Annotated in this window: 15 protein-coding genes; 10 read left to right on the forward strand and 5 right to left on the reverse strand. The window is 68.8% G+C overall.

Features of this window, described 5'->3' with window-relative positions; all coding sequences use genetic code 11:
* Positions 1 to 189 precede the first annotated feature (189 nt).
* On the reverse strand, positions 190 to 861 hold the full coding sequence (locus E3O32_RS16815; protein WP_134510991.1) for an ABC transporter ATP-binding protein: 672 nt from the start codon (positions 859 to 861) through the stop codon (positions 190 to 192).
* A gap of 71 nt (positions 862 to 932) precedes the next feature.
* Positions 933 to 2,381 carry an ABC transporter permease gene (locus tag E3O32_RS16820; protein ID WP_134510992.1) on the reverse strand — a complete coding sequence of 483 codons (1,449 nt, stop codon included), beginning with the start codon at positions 2,379 to 2,381 and terminating at the stop codon, positions 933 to 935.
* A 172-nt stretch (positions 2,382 to 2,553) separates the two neighbouring features.
* Between E3O32_RS16820 and E3O32_RS16825 the strand changes: the two genes are divergently transcribed.
* Together E3O32_RS16825 and E3O32_RS16830 are read left to right on the forward strand one after the other, a co-directional pair.
* A complete protein-coding gene (locus E3O32_RS16825; RefSeq protein ID WP_134510993.1) occupies positions 2,554 to 3,300 on the forward strand; it encodes a response regulator transcription factor in 747 nt (248 codons plus the stop codon).
* Positions 3,300 to 4,778, forward strand: a complete 1,479-nt coding sequence (locus E3O32_RS16830; protein WP_134510994.1) for a sensor histidine kinase — start codon at positions 3,300 to 3,302, stop codon at positions 4,776 to 4,778. Before E3O32_RS16825 ends, E3O32_RS16830 begins: the two co-directional genes overlap by 1 nt.
* Before the next feature lie 49 nt (positions 4,779 to 4,827).
* Here the strand turns inward: E3O32_RS16830 and E3O32_RS16835 are convergent, their stop codons facing one another.
* A complete protein-coding gene (locus tag E3O32_RS16835) occupies positions 4,828 to 5,274 on the reverse strand; it encodes a MarR family winged helix-turn-helix transcriptional regulator (protein WP_134510995.1) in 447 nt (148 codons plus the stop codon).
* A gap of 2 nt (positions 5,275 to 5,276) precedes the next feature.
* Entirely contained in the window at positions 5,277 to 7,058 is a 1,782-nt protein-coding gene (locus E3O32_RS16840; RefSeq protein ID WP_478213462.1) for an MFS transporter, read from the reverse strand.
* 324 nt (positions 7,059 to 7,382) lie between these two features.
* On the opposite strand from E3O32_RS16840, the gene rplJ reads away from it, so the two are divergent.
* The 4 genes from rplJ to E3O32_RS16860 all read left to right on the forward strand — a co-directional run bounded on the left by rplJ (position 7,383) and on the right by E3O32_RS16860 (position 10,387).
* Positions 7,383 to 7,898, forward strand: a complete 516-nt coding sequence (rplJ, locus tag E3O32_RS16845) for a 50S ribosomal protein L10 (protein ID WP_134510996.1) — start codon at positions 7,383 to 7,385, stop codon at positions 7,896 to 7,898.
* A 52-nt stretch (positions 7,899 to 7,950) separates the two neighbouring features.
* Complete coding sequence (rplL, locus tag E3O32_RS16850; protein WP_134510997.1) at positions 7,951 to 8,334, forward strand: 50S ribosomal protein L7/L12; 384 nt, start codon at positions 7,951 to 7,953, stop codon at positions 8,332 to 8,334.
* A gap of 221 nt (positions 8,335 to 8,555) precedes the next feature.
* Complete coding sequence (locus tag E3O32_RS16855; RefSeq protein WP_134510998.1) at positions 8,556 to 9,083, forward strand: MarR family winged helix-turn-helix transcriptional regulator; 528 nt, start codon at positions 8,556 to 8,558, stop codon at positions 9,081 to 9,083.
* Positions 9,080 to 10,387: an MFS transporter gene (locus tag E3O32_RS16860; RefSeq protein WP_134510999.1), complete on the forward strand. Its 1,308-nt coding sequence runs from the start codon at positions 9,080 to 9,082 to the stop codon at positions 10,385 to 10,387. The genes E3O32_RS16855 and E3O32_RS16860 overlap by 4 nt, the downstream gene beginning before the upstream one ends.
* A 3-nt stretch (positions 10,388 to 10,390) precedes the next feature.
* On the opposite strand, the gene E3O32_RS16865 is transcribed toward E3O32_RS16860, so the two are convergent.
* Entirely contained in the window at positions 10,391 to 11,419 is a 1,029-nt protein-coding gene (locus E3O32_RS16865) for a LacI family DNA-binding transcriptional regulator (RefSeq protein WP_134511000.1), read from the reverse strand.
* Between the two features lie 297 nt (positions 11,420 to 11,716).
* On the opposite strand from E3O32_RS16865, the gene E3O32_RS16870 reads away from it, so the two are divergent.
* The 4 genes from E3O32_RS16870 to E3O32_RS16885 all read left to right on the forward strand — a co-directional run bounded on the left by E3O32_RS16870 (position 11,717) and on the right by E3O32_RS16885 (position 17,425).
* On the forward strand, positions 11,717 to 13,033 hold the full coding sequence (locus E3O32_RS16870; RefSeq protein ID WP_134511001.1) for an ABC transporter substrate-binding protein: 1,317 nt from the start codon (positions 11,717 to 11,719) through the stop codon (positions 13,031 to 13,033).
* 178 nt (positions 13,034 to 13,211) lie between these two features.
* Positions 13,212 to 14,345 carry a carbohydrate ABC transporter permease gene (locus tag E3O32_RS16875; RefSeq protein WP_134511002.1) on the forward strand — a complete coding sequence of 378 codons (1,134 nt, stop codon included), beginning with the start codon at positions 13,212 to 13,214 and terminating at the stop codon, positions 14,343 to 14,345.
* A complete protein-coding gene (locus E3O32_RS16880) occupies positions 14,342 to 15,316 on the forward strand; it encodes a carbohydrate ABC transporter permease (protein ID WP_134511003.1) in 975 nt (324 codons plus the stop codon). Before E3O32_RS16875 ends, E3O32_RS16880 begins: the two co-directional genes overlap by 4 nt.
* 189 nt (positions 15,317 to 15,505) lie before the next feature.
* Positions 15,506 to 17,425, forward strand: coding sequence for an ABC transporter ATP-binding protein (locus E3O32_RS16885; protein ID WP_241975079.1), 1,920 nt, complete (start codon positions 15,506 to 15,508; stop codon positions 17,423 to 17,425).
* Positions 17,426 to 17,599 lie beyond the last annotated feature (174 nt).

Consider the following 17,599-nt stretch of genomic DNA (forward strand, 5'->3'; position numbering starts at 1 on the left):
GACGGTAATGAAGGGCCATGAACCATTTTCTCAGACCCCTCAAACACGCCCAGGAACGACACACCCTGCCGGTGGGCAGCCCCATAAAGCAACAGGCTCTGAATCGGTGGCGGGCTGCCGAAACGGGCGCGCGGTGGGGCAGTCAGCGGGGGAGAGACAACGGAGGGGGAGAGTCGCGGAGGCGGAGAGTCAGGCGACTTCCTTGAGCACTCCCTGTTTGATCTGCAGGCGGCGCTGGGCCCTCCTGGCGACGGCCGAATCGTGGGTGACCACGATCAGGGTCAGACCGCGGTCCCGCCAGAGCCCCTCGAGCAGGTCCATGATCTCGTCGCGGGTTCCCTCGTCGAGGTTGCCGGTGGGTTCGTCGGCGAGGAGCACGGCCGGCTCTTTGACCAGGGCCCGGGCGATCGCGACCCGCTGCTGTTGCCCGCCGGACAGCTCGTCGGGCAGGTGCCCGCCCCGGTCGCCGAGGCCGACGGAGTCGAGCGCCGCGGCCGCACGCGCGCGGCGGTCGGCGTGGCCGAGCCCGAGCGGGGCGAGCGCCGTCTCCACGTTCTCCTGCGCGGTGAGGGTCGGGATCAGGTTGAAGCCCTGGAAGACGAAGCCGATCCTGGTGGCCCTGATCACGCCGAGCTTGCCGTCGCCGAGCCGGGACAGGTCCGCCTCGCCGAGGTGCACGGTGCCGTCGGTGGGCCGGTCCAGCGCCCCGAGCATCTGCAGCAGGGTGGACTTGCCGCCGCCGGTCGGCCCCTGGATGGCGACCATCTGGCCGTCCGGGATCGTCAGGGTCACGTTGCTCAGCGCGGTGACGGAGCGTTTGCCCTGGTCGTACTTCTTGGTCACGTTCGTCAGTTCATACATCTGTTGGTTCCTTCAGGGTCGAGGTTCGAGGTCGGGGTCGAGACGCGGGGCCGGCCGATACTGCGGGCCGGTCACGCGATGCTCCGCAGGGCTTCGGCCGGGCGCAGCCGGGAGGCGCGCCAGCCGCCGATCGCGCCGGCGAGCAGCCCGCCGAGCACCGACAGGCCGACCGCGATCAGGATCACCGACACCGTCACCGGTGCCGTCAGCACGATGTCGGAGGTCGCGGCCGCCGGCGCGGCGCCGCCGAACCCGCGTCCGCCGCCGATCCCGCCCGCGCCGGCCGCGGCCACGCTGGTCGTGCCCGCGGTCAGGGTCGGGGCCACGAGGTTGACCACGAGGATGCCGAGCAGGCCGATGGCGATGCCCGCGGCGCCGCCGATCAGGCCCTGCACGAGCGATTCGCCCGCGACCTGGCGCACGATCGTGCCGTTGGACCAGCCGATCGCCTTCAAGGTGCCGAACTCCCGGGTGCGCCGGGTGACCCCGGAAACCGTGAACAGGACCGCGATCAGGAATGCCGCGGCGAGCACGATCAGCGACAGCCACAGGCCGAGGTTCTTGACCAGGTCGGAGGCGCTCGAGAGGGACCCGGAGACGCTCGAGGCGAGGTCGGCCTGGGTCTTCACGGTCGCGGCGGGGAGCGCCTTCTCGATCTCGGACTGCACCTGAATGATGTCGGTGGAGGACGCCGCCTGCACGTAGATGTTGGAGACCTGCCCGGTCAGGCCGGACAGGGTCTGCGCGACATCGAGCGGGATGTAGGCGTTGGCGGCGGTGGCGGCGTCGGCGGATGCCGCGGTGACGAGCCCGACGATGGTGAAGTCGGTCCCGGCGATGGCGACGGTGCCGCCGGTGGCGAGCGACGCTGAGGTGGCGTAGCTCGAGTCGAGCACGGCGACGTGGGCGCCGGCATCCGCCTTGGTGAGGGAGCGGCCGTCGGTGAGGGTGACCGCAGAGAGCGGGCCGACGGCCTCATCGGCCGGGTCGAGCCCGAGCACGGAGAAGGAGTCCACGTTGAACGAGCTGCCGCCGGCACCGTCCGGGCCGCCGTCCGGCGGGGTGGCGCCCTCGGCGGGCGCGGTGCCCTGGGTGCGCGTGGGCAGCGCCCCGTTGAAGGTCGTGTTCTCCAGCGCGAGGGTGGCGGATGCCCCGCTCACGTTGTCGACGGCGCCGACCGTGGCCAGCGCCGTCGCGTCGAACGTCGACGTGCCGCGGGTGGCGTTCAGCCGGGACCGGCTGACCGTGGTGGTGCCTTCGGCCCTGGTGCCGTCGGCGGCGCCGAAATCGAACTTCTGCCCTCCGCCGCTGGTGTCCCCGGCCGCCGGCGTCTGGCTCACGGTGATGTCGGTGCCGACGCCGTAGACGGATTCGAGCACGGTGGCCTGGGCGAGCTGCACCCCACTGGACACGGCATTGACGATGATGACCAGGGCGATGGCCAGGGCCATGCCGATCGCGACGATCGCGGTCTGCTTTCGGCGGCCGGCGAGCTCCCGCCGCAGGTAGGTGATAAACATGGCTCTCCAGTTCCGGCGATGGGACCACCGCCGGAACTGAAGCTACGAACGCCGGCTATGGCGGCGCTATCGGCAGGCTATGAATCGGCCATGGAACCGGGAACAGGCGTCTTCACAGGAACGGCACGGGTCTCGCATAGCCGTTTCATAGCCGACTGGGGATACTGGGAGCATGAGCACTCGTGAGACCGACCAGGCGGCGCGCGGCCCGCGGCTGCACAAGGCGGACGGCAGTGCGATCCGGGTGCTGGTGGTCGACGACGAGCCCACCCTCACCGATCTGCTGTCGATGGCCCTCCGGTACGAGGGCTGGGAGGTGCGCACGGCCGGCGAAGGACGTCAGGCGCTCACCATCGCCCGTGAATTCCGGCCGGATGCGATCGTGCTCGACATCATGCTGCCGGACATCGACGGACTGCAGGTGCTGCAGCGGGTCCGGGCCGACGGGTACGAGACCCCGGTGCTCTTCCTCACGGCCAAGGACTCCCTCGACGACCGGATCGCCGGCCTGACCGCGGGCGGCGACGACTACGTCACCAAACCGTTCAGCCTCGAAGAGGTCGTCGCCCGGCTGCGCGGCCTCATCCGCCGGTCCACCCTCGCCGTGTCCGACTCCACCGACCCGCGGATCTCGGTCGGCGACCTCACCCTCGACGAGGACAGCTACGAGGTGTCCCGGGCGGGCGTGCCGATCGAGCTGACCGCCACCGAGTTCGAGCTGCTGCGCTTCCTGATGCGCAACCCCCGCCGGGTGCTGAGCAAGGCGCAGATCCTCGACCGGGTCTGGAGCTACGACTTCGGCGGCAAATCGTCGGTGGTGGAGATCTACATCTCCTACCTGCGCAAGAAGGTCGACGCCGGGCGCGAACCGATGATCCACACCGTGCGCGGCGCCGGCTACATGCTGAAGACCGCCTGATGACGCCCCGGCGGCTGCGCCGTCCCCGCGCGCCCTGGACCCTCCGGCGGCGGCTCGTGCTCGCCGTCGTCGGCCTGCTCGCGCTGGTCAGCGTCTCGATCGGCGTGGTCAGCGTCGCGATCCTCCGGGCTTCCCTGCTCGACGGCCTCGACCAGCAGCTCAGCGCCGCGGCCGACCGCTCTCGGGGCGTGCTCGAGGGGCACCGCGACCTCGACGACGGCGCCCCCGCGCTCTTCATCCCGACGGCGGAGACGATCCTGAACGGCCCGGCCCAGCCGCCGGGCACCCTCGCGCTGGTCTTCGACGGGGCGAGCGTCTCCTCCGGCTACACGACGGTCAGCGGCGAGATCGCCGCGCTCAGCACGCACCAGAAGGAACTTCTCGCCCGGCAGCTGCAACCGTCCCGGGCCGTGAGCATCGACCTCGGCGGCAGCGTCGGCGACTACCGGATCATGGCGAACGTCAACCGCAACGGTGTGCTCTACCTGGTCGGCCTCCCGCTCGCCGAGGTGAACGGCACCGCGGCGCAACTCGCGATCATCATCGGTGTGGTCTCCCTGGCCGGCATCATCGTGGTGGCCGTCCTGGCGCTGTGGATCGTGCGGCTCGCGCTCCGCCCGCTGCAGCGGGTCACCGAGACCGCGGCCCGGGTCGCCGAACTGCCGCTCGACCACGGGGAGGTCTCCCTGGTCGACCGGGTTCCGGCCGCCGACACCGACCCACGCACCGAGGTCGGCCGGGTGGGGTCCGCGCTGAACCGGATGCTCGACCACGTCGACGTCGCCCTGGAGACCCGGCAGGCCAGCGAGCGCAAGGTGCGCCAGTTCGTCGCGGATGCCAGCCACGAATTGCGCACGCCGCTCGCCTCGATCCGCGGCTACTCCGAGCTCACCCGCCGTACCGGCCAGGATCTCCCGGCCGACGCGCTGCACTCGCTCGGGCGGATCGAATCGGAGTCGATCCGGATGACCGGGCTGGTCGAGGACCTGCTCCTGCTCGCCAGGCTCGACGAAGGCCGGGAGCTCGAACACGGGACGGTCGACCTCACCAGCCTGCTCGTCGACGTCGTCAGCGACGCCCATGCGGCCGGCCGGGACCGGGTCCTGGACCTCGACCTGCCCGACGAACCGGTCCAGGTCGTCGGCGACGCCGCCAGGCTGCACCAGGTCTTCGCCAACCTGCTCGCGAACGCCCGCATCCACACGCCGCCGGAGACCAGGGTAGAGGTCGCGCTGACCACCCTGGGCGACCGGGCCGTGGTGAGCGTGACGGATGACGGCCCGGGCATCCCCGAGAACCTCATGTCGACCCTGTTCGAGCGTTTCGCCCGCGGCGACAGCTCCCGCTTCCGCGGCACGGGCAGCACCGGCCTCGGTCTCGCGATCGTGGATGCCGTGGTGACCGCCCACCACGGCGAGGTGACCGTGGACAGCCGCCCCGGCCGCACCTGCTTCCGGGTGTCCCTGCCGCTCGGCTGACCTGCCGCTCGCCTGACCTGCCGCTCGGCTGACCCGGGGCCGCGCGCGGCTACGGGGTGTTGAGCCTGGCCAGCAGCCGAGCCAGTTCGCGCAGCTCGCCGGCCGGCCAGCTGCCCAGACGGCGGTGCACGATCGCCGTGTCGCCGGCCCGCACCTCGGCGAGCTTCCGCACCGCCTCCGGCGTGACCGCGAGGAACCGCGCCCGGCCGTCGGCCGGATCGACCTGGGTCTCCAGCAGCCCCAGGTCGCAGAGCAGCCTGGCCTGGCGGCTGATCACGCTCTTGTCCACGTAGAGCGCCGCGGCGACGGCACTGGCGTGGGTGGGCCCGCACCGGGCGAGGAGGCGCAGCATCTTCAGTCCGAACGGCTGCAGCGCCGGGTCGATGCTGAGGGCGGCGTCGCGCATGCTCGCCCGGATGTGCCCGGCGAGCACGCTCAACTGCTCCTCGACCTCGGCGATCGCGGCGCCGGTGTCGCCCTGGCTGGTCTGCGTCATGCTCACAGACTACGCAGCCCGGACGGCGCCGGCTCGCCATCGCAGCCGACCAGGATCGCTCCCGTCGGATCTTTGCGGCCGACCGGAGGGAGGGCCGAGGCCGCCGCCCCCGCGTCGATCAGGATGTCCTCGACCAGCGCGATCTCACGCACGGCCGCACCGTCGGCCGCACCGCCTGCCGCCTCTGCGTGCGCCCGGGCGATCCCGGTGCGGGTGCCGAGCGACGCGTTGGGCAGCAGGGCGACCGCGATGAGGGTGATCACGGCCAGCGGCGCGCCGAGCAGGAAGACCGTGCCGACGCCCGAACCGTAGGCGGACTCGACCAGTACCCGGATCGCGTCGGGCAATGCCGCGATCTGCGGGATGGTGCCGGAGCCGAGGGCGGCCGCAGCGGCCGCCTGGTTGGCCGGGCTCAACTGGCCGATCCCGGCGGTGATCTGCTGGGAGACGACCGTGCCGAGCACGGAGCCGAGAACGGAGACCCCGATCGTGCCGCCCAGGCTGCGGAAGAAGGTGACCGCGCTGGTGGCCACCCCGAGGTCCTGGACCTCGACCCCGTTCTGCACGACCAGCACGAGGTTCTGCATCAGCATGCCGAGCCCGGAGCCGAGCACGAACATGAAGACCCCGACGAAGAGCAGGCTCGTCGTGCTGGTCAGGGAACCGAGCAGCAGCAGACCGACGATCACGAGCACGCTGCCGGAGACCATGATCGACTTCCACTTGCCGGTGCGGCTGATCAGGGTGCCGAACGTGGTCGAGGAGACCAGGAAGCCGCCCATCATCGGGATGGTGAGCAGGCCGGACTGGGTCGGCGTCGCGCCCCGGGCGAGCTGCATGTACTGGCTGAGAAAGACCGAGGTGCCGAACATGGCGACCCCCACGGAGACGCTGGCGATGGTGGCCAGGGTGAACGTGCGGTCGCGGAACAGGCCGAGGGGGATGATCGGCTCCGTCACCCGGGACTCGACCACGATGGCCAGCGACAGGAGCAGCGCGGCGCCGCCGACCATGAGGAACGACGACACGGATGCCCACTCGAACTGGCTCCCGGCCAGGGTCACCCAGATCAGCAGCAGCGATACGCCCCCGGTGATCAGCACGGCGCCGAGGTAGTCGATCCGCACCGCGCGACGGATCCGCTCGGGCAGGTGCAGGGTGCGCTGCAGCAGCACGATGGCCGCGATCGCCACGGGAAGGGCGATGAAGAAGTTCCAGCGCCAGCCGAACGCATCCGTCACCACGCCGCCGAGCAGCGGGCCGCCGACGGTGCCGACGGCCATCACGGCGCCGAACAGGCCGGCGTACCTGCCGCGGTCGCGCGGGCTGATGATGTCGGCCATGATGATCTGGCTGAGCGCGGCGAGGCCGCCGGCGCCGAGGCCCTGCAGCACCCGGAAGCCGATCAGGGTGCCGGTGTCCTGGGACAGCCCGGCCAGCGCCGAGCCGAGCACGAACACGGCCAGGGCCAGCTGGATGAGCAGCTTGCGGTTGAACAGGTCGGCGAACTTGCCCCAGATCGGGGTGCTCACGGTGGTGGCGAGCAGGGTGGCCGTGATCACCCAGGTGTAGGCGGACTGGTCGCCGTGCAGGTCGGAGATGATGATCGGGAGCGAGGTGCTGACCACCGTTCCGGCCAGGATCGAGACGAACATGCCCAGCAGCAGGCCGGACAGGGCCTCGAGCACCTGACGTTTGGACATGGAACCGTCGGCGGAAACGGTGCGTGCGGCCGGCGCGGCAGGCCTGGCGGACGAGGTGGTGGTGCGCGAAGCGCGTGGCATGAGACTCCCGGAGATAATTGACAGACGTCAACTATATGGCGTTAGTGAACTCAGGTCAACTAAATGTCGGGGACGGACGCCGGGCCGTCGATTTGCGGGCCGGGCCCGGGGCACCTAGAGTGATCTATAGCCAAAGACCGCCGGTTGTCATCGCCCCTGCACAGGAAGCGTTGATCGAAGGTTCATTCACGTGAACGGCCCGCGCAGGAATCGAAGTCAGAATGCACTCCCTCGTGGATTGCCTCCCAGCTCCGGCGCTTGCGCTGGGGCTTTTTTCATGTCTGCGCCCCGGGCTACCGGCACATGAAAACCAAGAGGAGCGCCATGGCGAACAAGGAAGCAACGGTCGCCGAGCTGACGGAGAAATTCCAGAGCTCGACCGCCGTTCTGCTCACCGAGTACCGCGGTCTCACTGTTGCGCAGCTCAAGACGCTGCGCGTATCCATCAGTGCGGACGCCACGTACGCCGTGGTAAAGAACACGCTGACCAAGATTGCGGCCAACAACGCCGGCATCACGTCGTTTGACGACGAGCTTGTCGGTCCGTCCGCAATCGCCTTCGTGCACGGAGACCCCGTCGCCGTCGCGAAGACCCTGCGTGCCTTTACCAAGGCAAACCCTCTCCTGGTGGTGAAGGGTGGTTACTTCGACGGTAACCCGCTCACCGCTGCAGAGGTAGGCAAGCTCGCCGACCTCGAGTCCCGTGAGGTGCTGCTGGCCAAGCTGGCCGGTGCCTTCAAGGCCTCGCTGTTCGGAGCCGCATATCTGTTCAACGCACCGCTGTCGAAGGCTGTTCGCACCATCGACGCGCTGCGTGAGAAGCAGGAGTCCGCGAACTAGGCATTTGCCTGGCATCGCGGTGAGTAACTAAGAAACTATAGGGAGAAAAATCATGGCAAAGCTTTCCACCGAAGAATTGCTCGAACAGTTCAAGGGCCTGACCCTGATCGAACTCAGCGAGTTCGTCAAGGCGTTCGAGGAGACCTTCGAGGTCACCGCTGCTGCTCCGGTCGCCGTTGCCGGTGCCGCCGGACCTGCCGCTGCTGCTGAAGAGGTCGAAGAGCAGAGCGCGTTCGACGTCGTTCTCGAAGCCGTCGGCGACAAGAAGATCCAGGTCATCAAGGTTGTGCGCGAGCTCACCAGCCTGGGCCTCGGCGAGGCCAAGGCCGTCGTCGATGGCGCGCCGAAGGCCGTCCTCGAAGGCGTCTCCAAGGAGGCCGCTGAAAAGGGCAAGGCTGCTCTCGAAGCTGCCGGCGCCACCGCAGTCCTCAAGTAACCAACCGGGCCCCCAGGGGTCCGGTGAGGTCGGACGACGTCAGTCGTCCAGCACGCCGACGGGCGTCGCATCCATTGGGTGCGACGCCCGTCGGCCGTTAACCGGCCCGCGCCTCCTGCCCGCCACCCAGCCGCTGAATTCGGGACAGGGCGGCGACTTGGGTGACGGATGTCCATAGCCGAGCTATGGACATACATAGTCAGGCTATGTATAGTGGGGGAATGTCTTCCGATCTTTCCGCCCTCCTGGGCGACCTCATCACAGTGAACAATCGCCTCACCCGGGTGGCGGCGCACGCCGCGCACGGGACGGAGTCGCCCGCCACCTGGCGCACCCTGAGCGTGCTGCGCCAGCTCGGCCCGATCCGGCTCGGCGAACTCGCCGCCCGCAGCCGCGTCTCGCAGCCGACCGCGACCAAGCTCGTCACCCATCTCGCCGACCGGGGCTGGGCGGAGCGCCTCGCCGACCCGCTCGACGCACGCGTCGCGAGCACCGTGATCACCCCCGCCGGGGTGGCCGCGCTCGATGCCTGGCGCAGTGAGCTCGCCGAGGCGCTGTTGCCGATGTTCTCCGGGCTGACCGATGCCGAGATCGAGACCCTCGAAGAGGCGATCGGGATCCTGCGGGCACGCCTGGACGGCAGCGAGACGCCGGCCGTCCGCCCGGCCGTGCAGACGGCATCCGGCGGTACCCTGCCCGGGACGCGCGCCCTGCCCGGGACGAGCACCGCGGCCGGAGTGAGCGCATGAGCCGCGCGAACGCTGACGCGACGGCGCAGGCGACCGGTACGACGGCGAACGCCGGGGCACCGGAACCTGCCCGCAGCATCCTGCACCAGCCGACCGCGGTCTGGGCGGTCGCCTTCGCCTGCGTGATCGCGTTCATGGGGATCGGCCTGGTCGACCCCATCCTGCCGGCCATCGCCCGGGACCTCGCGGCGACGCCCACCGAGACCGAGATGCTGTTCACCAGCTACCTCGTGATCACGGGCATCGCCATGTTCTTCACGAGCTGGCTGTCCAGCCGGATCGGCGCCAAGCGCACCCTGCTGATCGGCCTCGCCCTGATCATCGCCTTCGCCCTCGCGGCCGGCCTGTCGCAGAATGTGGAGTCGATCATCGGCTTCCGGGCGGGCTGGGGCCTCGGCAACGCGCTCTTCATCTCCACCGCCCTGGCCACCATCGTGGGCGCGGCCTCCGGCGGCACCTCGTCGGCGATCATCCTCTACGAGGCGGCGCTCGGCCTCGGCATCGCGATCGGACCGTTGATCGGCGGGCTGCTCGGCAGTCTGAGCTGGCGCGGCCCGTTCTTCGGCAGTGCGACGCTGATGGCGGTCGGCTTCATCGCGATCGTCGTGATGCTGAAGAGCGAGCCGACCAGGCCCGCGCCGATCCGTGTCTCGGCCCCGTTCCGGGCGCTCGCCCGCCCCGGGCTCGGGGTGCTGGCCGCCGCCGCGTTCTTCTACAACATCGGCTTCTTCGTGCTGCTCGCGTACACCCCGTTCGCGCTCGTGCCGCTCGGCCTGGGCAGTGCCGTGACCCTCGGTCTCGTCTTCTTCGGTTGGGGACTCTCCCTCGCGGTCACCTCGGTCTGGGTCGCGCCGCTGCTGACCCGCCGGATGCCGCGCACCCAGGTGCTCTGGATCGTCCTTCCGCTGCTCGCGCTCGACCTCCTGGCCGCGGCCGTGTCGATCGGGTCTGCCGTCGGCCTGGTCGCCTGCGTCGTCGTCGGCGGGCTGCTGCTCGGCGTGCTGAACACGGTCCTCACCGAATGCGTGATGGAGGCGACCGACCTGCCGCGATCCGTGGCGAGCTCGGCGTACTCCGGGGTGCGCTTCCTCGGCGGCGCCATCGCCCCGCCCGCCGCGACGCTGCTGGCGGCATCGGTCGGGCCGGCCAGCCCGTTCGTGGGCGCCGCGGCATCCGTGCTCGTCGCCGTGGCGATCCTCGTGGCCGGGCACCGGCACCTGGGCCGGGCCAACGGGCGGGTCGACCCGCTCGGGCAGGTCGACCCGCTCGAGGAGGCCGAGGCGATCGGGGCCGGCGACAGCTGAGACTCAGCCCCCCAGCGGGCTCCGGGGTCCGCTCGTGCTCGAACGGAAGACCAGGTTGGTCGGCAGCACGGTCAGGTGGTCGGACTCCTCCCGGATCGCGGGAGACGCGAGCTCGGCCAGGAGGGTGGCCACCGCCAGTCGGCCCTGCCGCCGGGGGTGCTGCTCCAGCGTCGTCAGGCGGAACATGTCGGCGTACGGATGCCCGTCGATGCCGATCACGGACAGGTCCGCCGGTACCTGGATGCCCAGCTCCCGAGCCGCGACGATGAGGCCGATCGCGATCTCGTCGCTCGCGGCGAAGATCGCCGTCGGCCGGGTGCGCGGGTCGGCGAAGACGGAGAGTCCCACCCGGTAGCCGCCCGGCATCGTGAACTCGCAGGGGTAGAAGGCGCCGTCGGTGCGGCAGCCGGCGTCGTGCATGGCCGCGTAGAACCCGGTCAGCCGCTGGCTGTGCACCTTGAAGTCCATCTCATCGGCCTGGTTGCCGCCGATGTGCAGGATGTCGCGGTGGCCGAGGCTGAGCAGGTGCTCGGTGGCGAGCCGGGCGGCGGCGACGTCGTCGATCGCGATGGTCGGCACACCGCGGATGGGCCCGCCGATGCCCACCAGCGGCCGGCCGAGTCGGTGCAGGTGGTCCACCTCGCCTTCGCTGAGGGCGACCCCGACCGAGATCACCCCGTCGAATCTCTTCCGCGCGAGGAAGTACTCGAACACGCTGTCCCGCTCGGGCGAGGCAGCCGGCAGGTTGTAGAGGGTCATGTCGTAGCCCTCGGCGAGGAGAGCCTCCTCCATGCTCTCGAGCACCTCGGAGAAGAACCAGCGGCTGATGAACGGGATGATGACGCCGATGCTCTTGGTGCGGCCGGTGACCAGGCTGGCGGCGTTGGGGGAGGCGACGTAGCCGATCTCCCTGGCCGCGGCGACGACCTTGAGCCGGGTCTCCTCCGACACGTAGCCCCGGCCGCTGAGCGCCCGGGAAGCCGTGGCCTTCGCCACGCCGGCCAGGCGGGCGACATCCGCGATCGCGCTCATTCCGGCCTCCGTCGTTGGTTGTGCTGACGACAGACTAGCGGCAATTCTCCCGTTCTGGAACCGGTTCCATGATTATCTGTGCTCTGCGCCGCCCGTACGTGCCCCATCGCCCTTGGAGAGCGCTCTCATGCGATCTTTTTCAATTCGTGACCACATCGGTCTTGCGGATCAGGGGGTCGTGCCGTAACTTGTGGTGTGGAACCGGTTCCCTATTCGATCGTTTCCAGCACCTGCAGCACTTCGGTGTCCCTGGGAAAAGCCCACTCGAACACCGCAACATCTCAATGAGGAGGACTAATGCGGCTCTCGAACCGCCGTTTCACAGCATCCATCGCCTTCGCGGCGATCGCCGGCCTGACCCTGGCCGGTTGTTCCGGGGGACCCGGAAGCACCACGTCAGACGCCGGAGCCAAGGGCGACGGCGTCGTCACCGTGTACAGCACCATCGCCGACACCGAGGCCAAGCTGCTCCAGCAGTCCTGGGCTGACTGGGAGAAGAAGAACAACATCGACATTCAGTTCGAATCGTCGAAGGAGTTCGAGGCGCAGATCGCGATCCGCGCCCAGGGCGGCAACGCTCCTGACCTCGCCATCTTCCCGCAGCCCGGGCTGCTGGCCGACCTTGCCAGCCGCGACTTCCTCAAGCCGGCGCCGAAGGCCGTCGAAGACAACGTCGACAAGAACTGGTCCAAGGACTGGAAGGCGTACGGCACCGTGGGAGACACCCTCTACGGCGCCCCGCTGATGGCCAGCGTCAAGGGCTTCATCTGGTACTCGCCGAAGAAGTTCAAGGAGTGGGGCGTGGAGGTTCCCAAGACCTGGGACGAGCTCCTCGCCGTGACCAAGACCATCCAGGAGAAGTCCGGCACCGCACCGTGGTGCGCCGGCTTCGGCTCCGGCGACGCCACCGGCTGGCCGGGAACGGACTGGATCGAAGACCTCGTCCTTCGAGAAGCCGGACCGGAGACCTACGACAAGTGGGTCAAGAACGAGATCCCGTTCACCGATCCCGCGATCAAGACCGCGTTCGACTCCCTCGGCGAGATCCTGCTGAACCCGGCCTACGTCAACGCCACCTTCGGCGACGTGCGCTCGATCGGCACGACCGCCTTCGGCGACGTTGCCACTCCGATCGCCAACGGCACCTGTGCCCTGACCCACCAGGCATCCTTCTTCGACGGCTTCATCACGGATGCCGGCGGCAAGGTCGGTCCTGACGGCGACGTGTGGGCCTTCATCACCCCGGCCGCCGAGGCCGGCGGACAGGCCGTCACCGGTGGTGGCGAGATCGTCGGCGCATTCTCCGACGACGCCGACACCCAGAAGGTCCAGGCCTACCTCTCCAGCGCCGACTGGGCCAACAGCCGCGTCAGCCTCGGTGGAGTGATCAGCGCCAACAAGGGTCTCGACCCGGCCAACGCGAAGAGCCCGATCCTCCAGCAGGCCATCAAGATCCTGCAGGACCCGAAGACCACCTTCCGCTTCGACGCCTCCGACCTCATGCCGGGGTCGGTGGGAGCCGGGACGTTCTGGAAGGGAATGGTCAACTGGATCAACGGAACTCCGACCGACGAGGTGCTGACCAGCATCGAAGGCGGCTGGCCGTCCAAGTAGCACGACCGGGGCTCAGGCCTCCAGCAACACAGCACGTGTAGTAGCAGCACCCAGCAGTGGTGGGCCGCTCGTCCTCAAAACCGGGCGGCCCACGCTGCTGTGGGTGTAGCGTGGCGGTAAATTTTCCCGCCAGACCAGCGATCACCGTGAGTCCACAGTCGTACTCGAGAGGTTTCAGATGTCAGCGTTCTTTGCCTGGCTGGGGCAATTGCCGGCCCTCGCACAAATCCCCATCATCGTCCTGGCCTTCGCGGCCCTGGTCGGGGCGATCTTGTTCTTCGTCGAGATCGCCCCGCGATCCGGCACCATCTACACCGTCATCCGGCTCGTGGTGTGCGTGGCTGCTCCACTGCTCGTGCTCCTCGCCGCCGGGTCGTACTGGTGGGCCTCGGCGGCCGCCGCGGTGCTCGGCGGGGTGTTCTTCATCGTCGACTACCGTTCCCGCGCCGGAGCCGGCTACCTCTTCCAGCTCTTCGGATTCCTCTCGCCGGCCGTCCTTCTGCTCGTGATCGGCCTGGTCATCCCGACCATCCAGACCACGGTGCAGGCGTTCATGAATTCGCGGGGAACCGCCTTCATCGGCCTCGACAACTTCATCTGGGTGTTCACCCAGCCGGAGGCCATCCGCACGGTGCTGAACACGATCGTCTGGGTGCTGATCGCCCCGCTCGTGTCGACCATCGCCGGACTCGCGTACGCGGTGTTCATCGACAAGAGCCGCGGTGAGAAGTACTTCAAGATCATGGTGTTCATGCCGATGGCCATCTCCTTCGTCGGCGCGTCGATCATCTGGCGCTTCGTCTACACCTCCCGCCCGGCGGACCAGAACCAGATCGGCCTGCTCAACCAGATCGTCGTCTGGTTCGGCGGCCAGCCGGTCGACTTCATCGCCAACGAGCCGTGGAACACGCTCTTCCTGATCATCGTGCTGATCTGGGTGCAGACCGGATTCGCGATGGTCGTGCTGTCCGCGGCCATCAAGGGCGTGCCCGCCGAGCAGTTGGAGGCCGCGGAACTCGACGGCACCAACGCCTGGCAGAAGTTCACCAACGTCACGGTCCCCGGCATCCGCAGTTCCCTCATCGTCGTCCTGACGACGATCTCCATCGCCTCGCTCAAGGTCTTCGACATCGTCCGGACCATGACCGCCGGCGCCAACGACACGAGCGTCATCGCGAACGAGATGTACACGCAATTCAAGAACTTCGAGCTGGGCCGCTCGGCGGCCTTCGCCGTCGTGCTCTTCCTGCTCGTGCTTCCGATCGTCATCTACAACGCCCGCCAGATCCAGAAGCAGAGGGAAATCCGATGAGCGCGATCCTTCCAGTTGAGCTCCCCGTCGACAAGTCCACCGCGAAGCAACTGCGCAACGGTGCCCGCAAGACGGAATTCGCCGCGGCCCGGCGCACCAAGAAGCGCCTGACCAGCCGGGGCGCCACGATCGCGGCCCTCGTGATCGCCGTGGTCTGGACGATTCCCACCTTCGGCCTCTTCGTCTCCTCGTTCCGGCCCGCCCAGCAGGTGCGGACCACCGGCTGGTGGACGCTGTTCGCGAACTGGGGTGTCACGTTCGACAACTACTCCGACGTGCTCCAGGCCGGAAACAGCCAGCTGAACCTGGCCGGCGCCTTCATCAACTCGATTGCGATCACCCTCCCGGCGACGCTGCTTCCCCTCATCGTCGCCAGCCTCGCCGCCTACGCGTTCGCCTGGATCGACTTCCGGGGCAAGAACGTGCTGTTCATCGCGGTCTTCGCGCTGCAGATCGTGCCGCTGCAGATGGCCCTCGTGCCGCTGCTCCGGTTCTTCTCCAAGGGTGAGATCTTCGGCTTCCCGGTGGTCACGGCGATCAGCGACGCGGGTGGGTACTCGCAGGTCTGGATCGCCCACACCATGTTCGCCCTGCCGCTGGCGATCTACCTGCTGCACAACTTCGTCTCGGAGATCCCGGCCGACGTGATCGAGGCGGCGCGCGTCGACGGCGCCGGCCACGGCCAGGTCTTCTTCCGGATCGTGCTTCCGCTGACGATGCCCGCCATCGCATCCTTCGCCATCTTCCAGTTCCTCTGGGTCTGGAACGACCTGCTGGTGGCGCTGATCTTCGCCGACGGAGCCGTCGCCCCGATGACGAAGCTTCTGGCCGAGATCACCGGAAGCCGCGGCCAGGACTGGCACCTGCTCACGGCCGGCGCCTTCATCTCGATCCTGGTGCCGCTGATCGTGTTCTTCAGCCTGCAGCGCTACTTCGTGCGCGGTCTGCTGGCCGGCTCGACCAAGGGCTAGCCCGGCATCCGCCCCCTTCGCTCGGCTTGGTCCAGCGCTCCATTTTCGCCGCTACGCACCAGGCACGCCGGGGGCGTAGCGGCGAAAATGGCGCGTTCGGCAGCAACACCGACCCGCACGCCGCTGGTAGGCGCCCGGGACTGCGGGACATCGGGAGATCGGGGCGGTAGGGGAGCTTAGAGTGAATCCATGAGTGGAATGCACGGCGGCAACAGTCCGCGCCAGGCCGGTCAGTACGGGCGTCCCCGGGGCCGCGTCAGCGGCGGGGATGCCGTGGCCCAGCGGGCGGAGAACGCGGCTGCGCCGCGCATCCCGAACCTGTTGCGACGCATCGGCTCCCTCTTCGCACCGCACCGCCGGGACCTGACGATCACGATCGTGCTCGTGTTCATCAGCGCGGCCCTGTCGGTGGTGCCGCCGCTGCTCGTGCAGCGCGCCTTCGACGAGGGGCTCTTCCCGCCGGGCGGCAACCCGAACCTGCCGCGCCTGGCCACCCTGGTCGGCCTGATGATCGGCATCTACCTGGGATCCCAGCTGCTCGGCGTGTGGCAGACCTGGCTGACTGCGACCGTGGGCAATTCGGTGATGGGCGCCCTCCGGGTGCGCCTGTTCACCCACCTGCAGGCGATGGAACTCAGCTTCTTCACCAAGACGAAGACCGGCATCATCCAGTCCCGGCTGCAGAACGACGTCGGCGGGGTGGCGAGCGTGCTCACCAACACCATCTCCAGCCTGCTCGGCAACGTCGTCACGGTGATCGCGGCCCTCGTCGCCATGCTGCTGCTGAACTGGCAACTCGCCATCGTGGCGGTGATCCTGATGCCCGTCCTCGTCATCGCGCAACGCCGGGTCGGCCAGGTGCGCGCCCGGATCGCCTCGAAGACCCAGGAGTCGCTCTCCGACATGACGGCCATCACCCAGGAAACGCTGAGCGTGTCGGGCATCCTGCTCTCGAAGAGCTTCACCAGGCAGCAGGCCGAGATCCGCCGCTACTCGGACGAGAACGACAACCAGGTTCGGCTGCAGGTCAGCCAGCAGATGAGCGGCCAGTGGTTCTTCGCCATGGTCAGCATCTTCCTCTCCAGCATTCCCGCGATCGTCTACCTGGTCGCCGGGTTGCTGATGGCCAACGGCACCACGGATGTCACCCCCGGCACGATCGTGGCGTTCACCACGGTGCAGTCCCGCCTGCTGTTCCCGCTGCTGGGGTTGATGCGGGTGGCGCTCGACCTGCAGACCTCCAGCGCCCTGTTCGCCCGCATCTTCCAGTACCTCGACCTCACCCCGGCGATCAGCGACGCGCCGACCGCCGGGGACGTCCCGGCCGCCGGCGAGGCCACCGGCCGGGTCGAGTTCGATGACGTCACGTTCGCCTACCCGGATGCCGCGGCCGACTCCCGGCCGACCCTCGACGCCGTCTCGTTCCGGATCGAACCGGGCGAGTTCGCGGCGTTCGTCGGCCCGTCCGGGGCAGGCAAGACCACGGTGTCCTACCTGATCCCGCGATTCTACGAAGCGTCGGCCGGGCGGGTGCTGTTCTCCGGCGTCGACGTGCGGGAGCTGCGGCAGGAGTCCCTCGTCTCGCACATCGGCATCGTCAGCCAGGAGACCTACCTCTTCCACGCCACGATCGCCGAGAACCTGCGCTACGCGAAACCGGATGCCACCGACGCCGAACTCGAGGCCGCCGCGCGCGCGGCGAGCATCCACGACACCATCGCCTCCTTCTCCGACGGCTACGCCACCGTGGTGGGGGAGCGCGGGTACCGGCTCTCCGGCGGTGAGAAGCAGCGGATCGCGATCGCCCGGGTGCTGCTGAAGGACCCCGAGGTGCTCATCCTCGACGAGGCGACGAGCGCCCTCGACTCCATCTCCGAGCGGATCGTGCAGACCGCGCTGGACACGGCGTCCCGGGGCCGCACGACCATCGCCATCGCCCACCGGCTGTCCACGATCGTCTCCGCCGACGTGATCTTCGTCGTGGACGGCGGCCGGGTGGTCGAGAGTGGCACCCACGCCCGGCTGCTCGCCGCGAACGGCGTCTACGCGCGGATGTACGCCGAGCAGGTGACCGCACCGTCACCGTCCCGGCTGCTCCCCGCGGAGTAGCCGCGGCATCCGGCGCCCGCGTAGTCCGAGCCATCGGCTCTCGCGGCGCACCTTTGGTAAGCGGGCGCATGTTCTAGAGCCTGTTGCTTAATGGGGTGCCCTTCGGGTCTTTTTTTGTGGGGCGTGTCGTTTGTGGGGCGTGATTCGGTGGTCTGGGAAAATGGTTCATGGCCC

Origin of the sequence: Cryobacterium mannosilyticum, from assembly GCF_004402705.1 — a bacterium.
GTDB lineage: Bacteria > Actinomycetota > Actinomycetes > Actinomycetales > Microbacteriaceae > Cryobacterium > Cryobacterium mannosilyticum.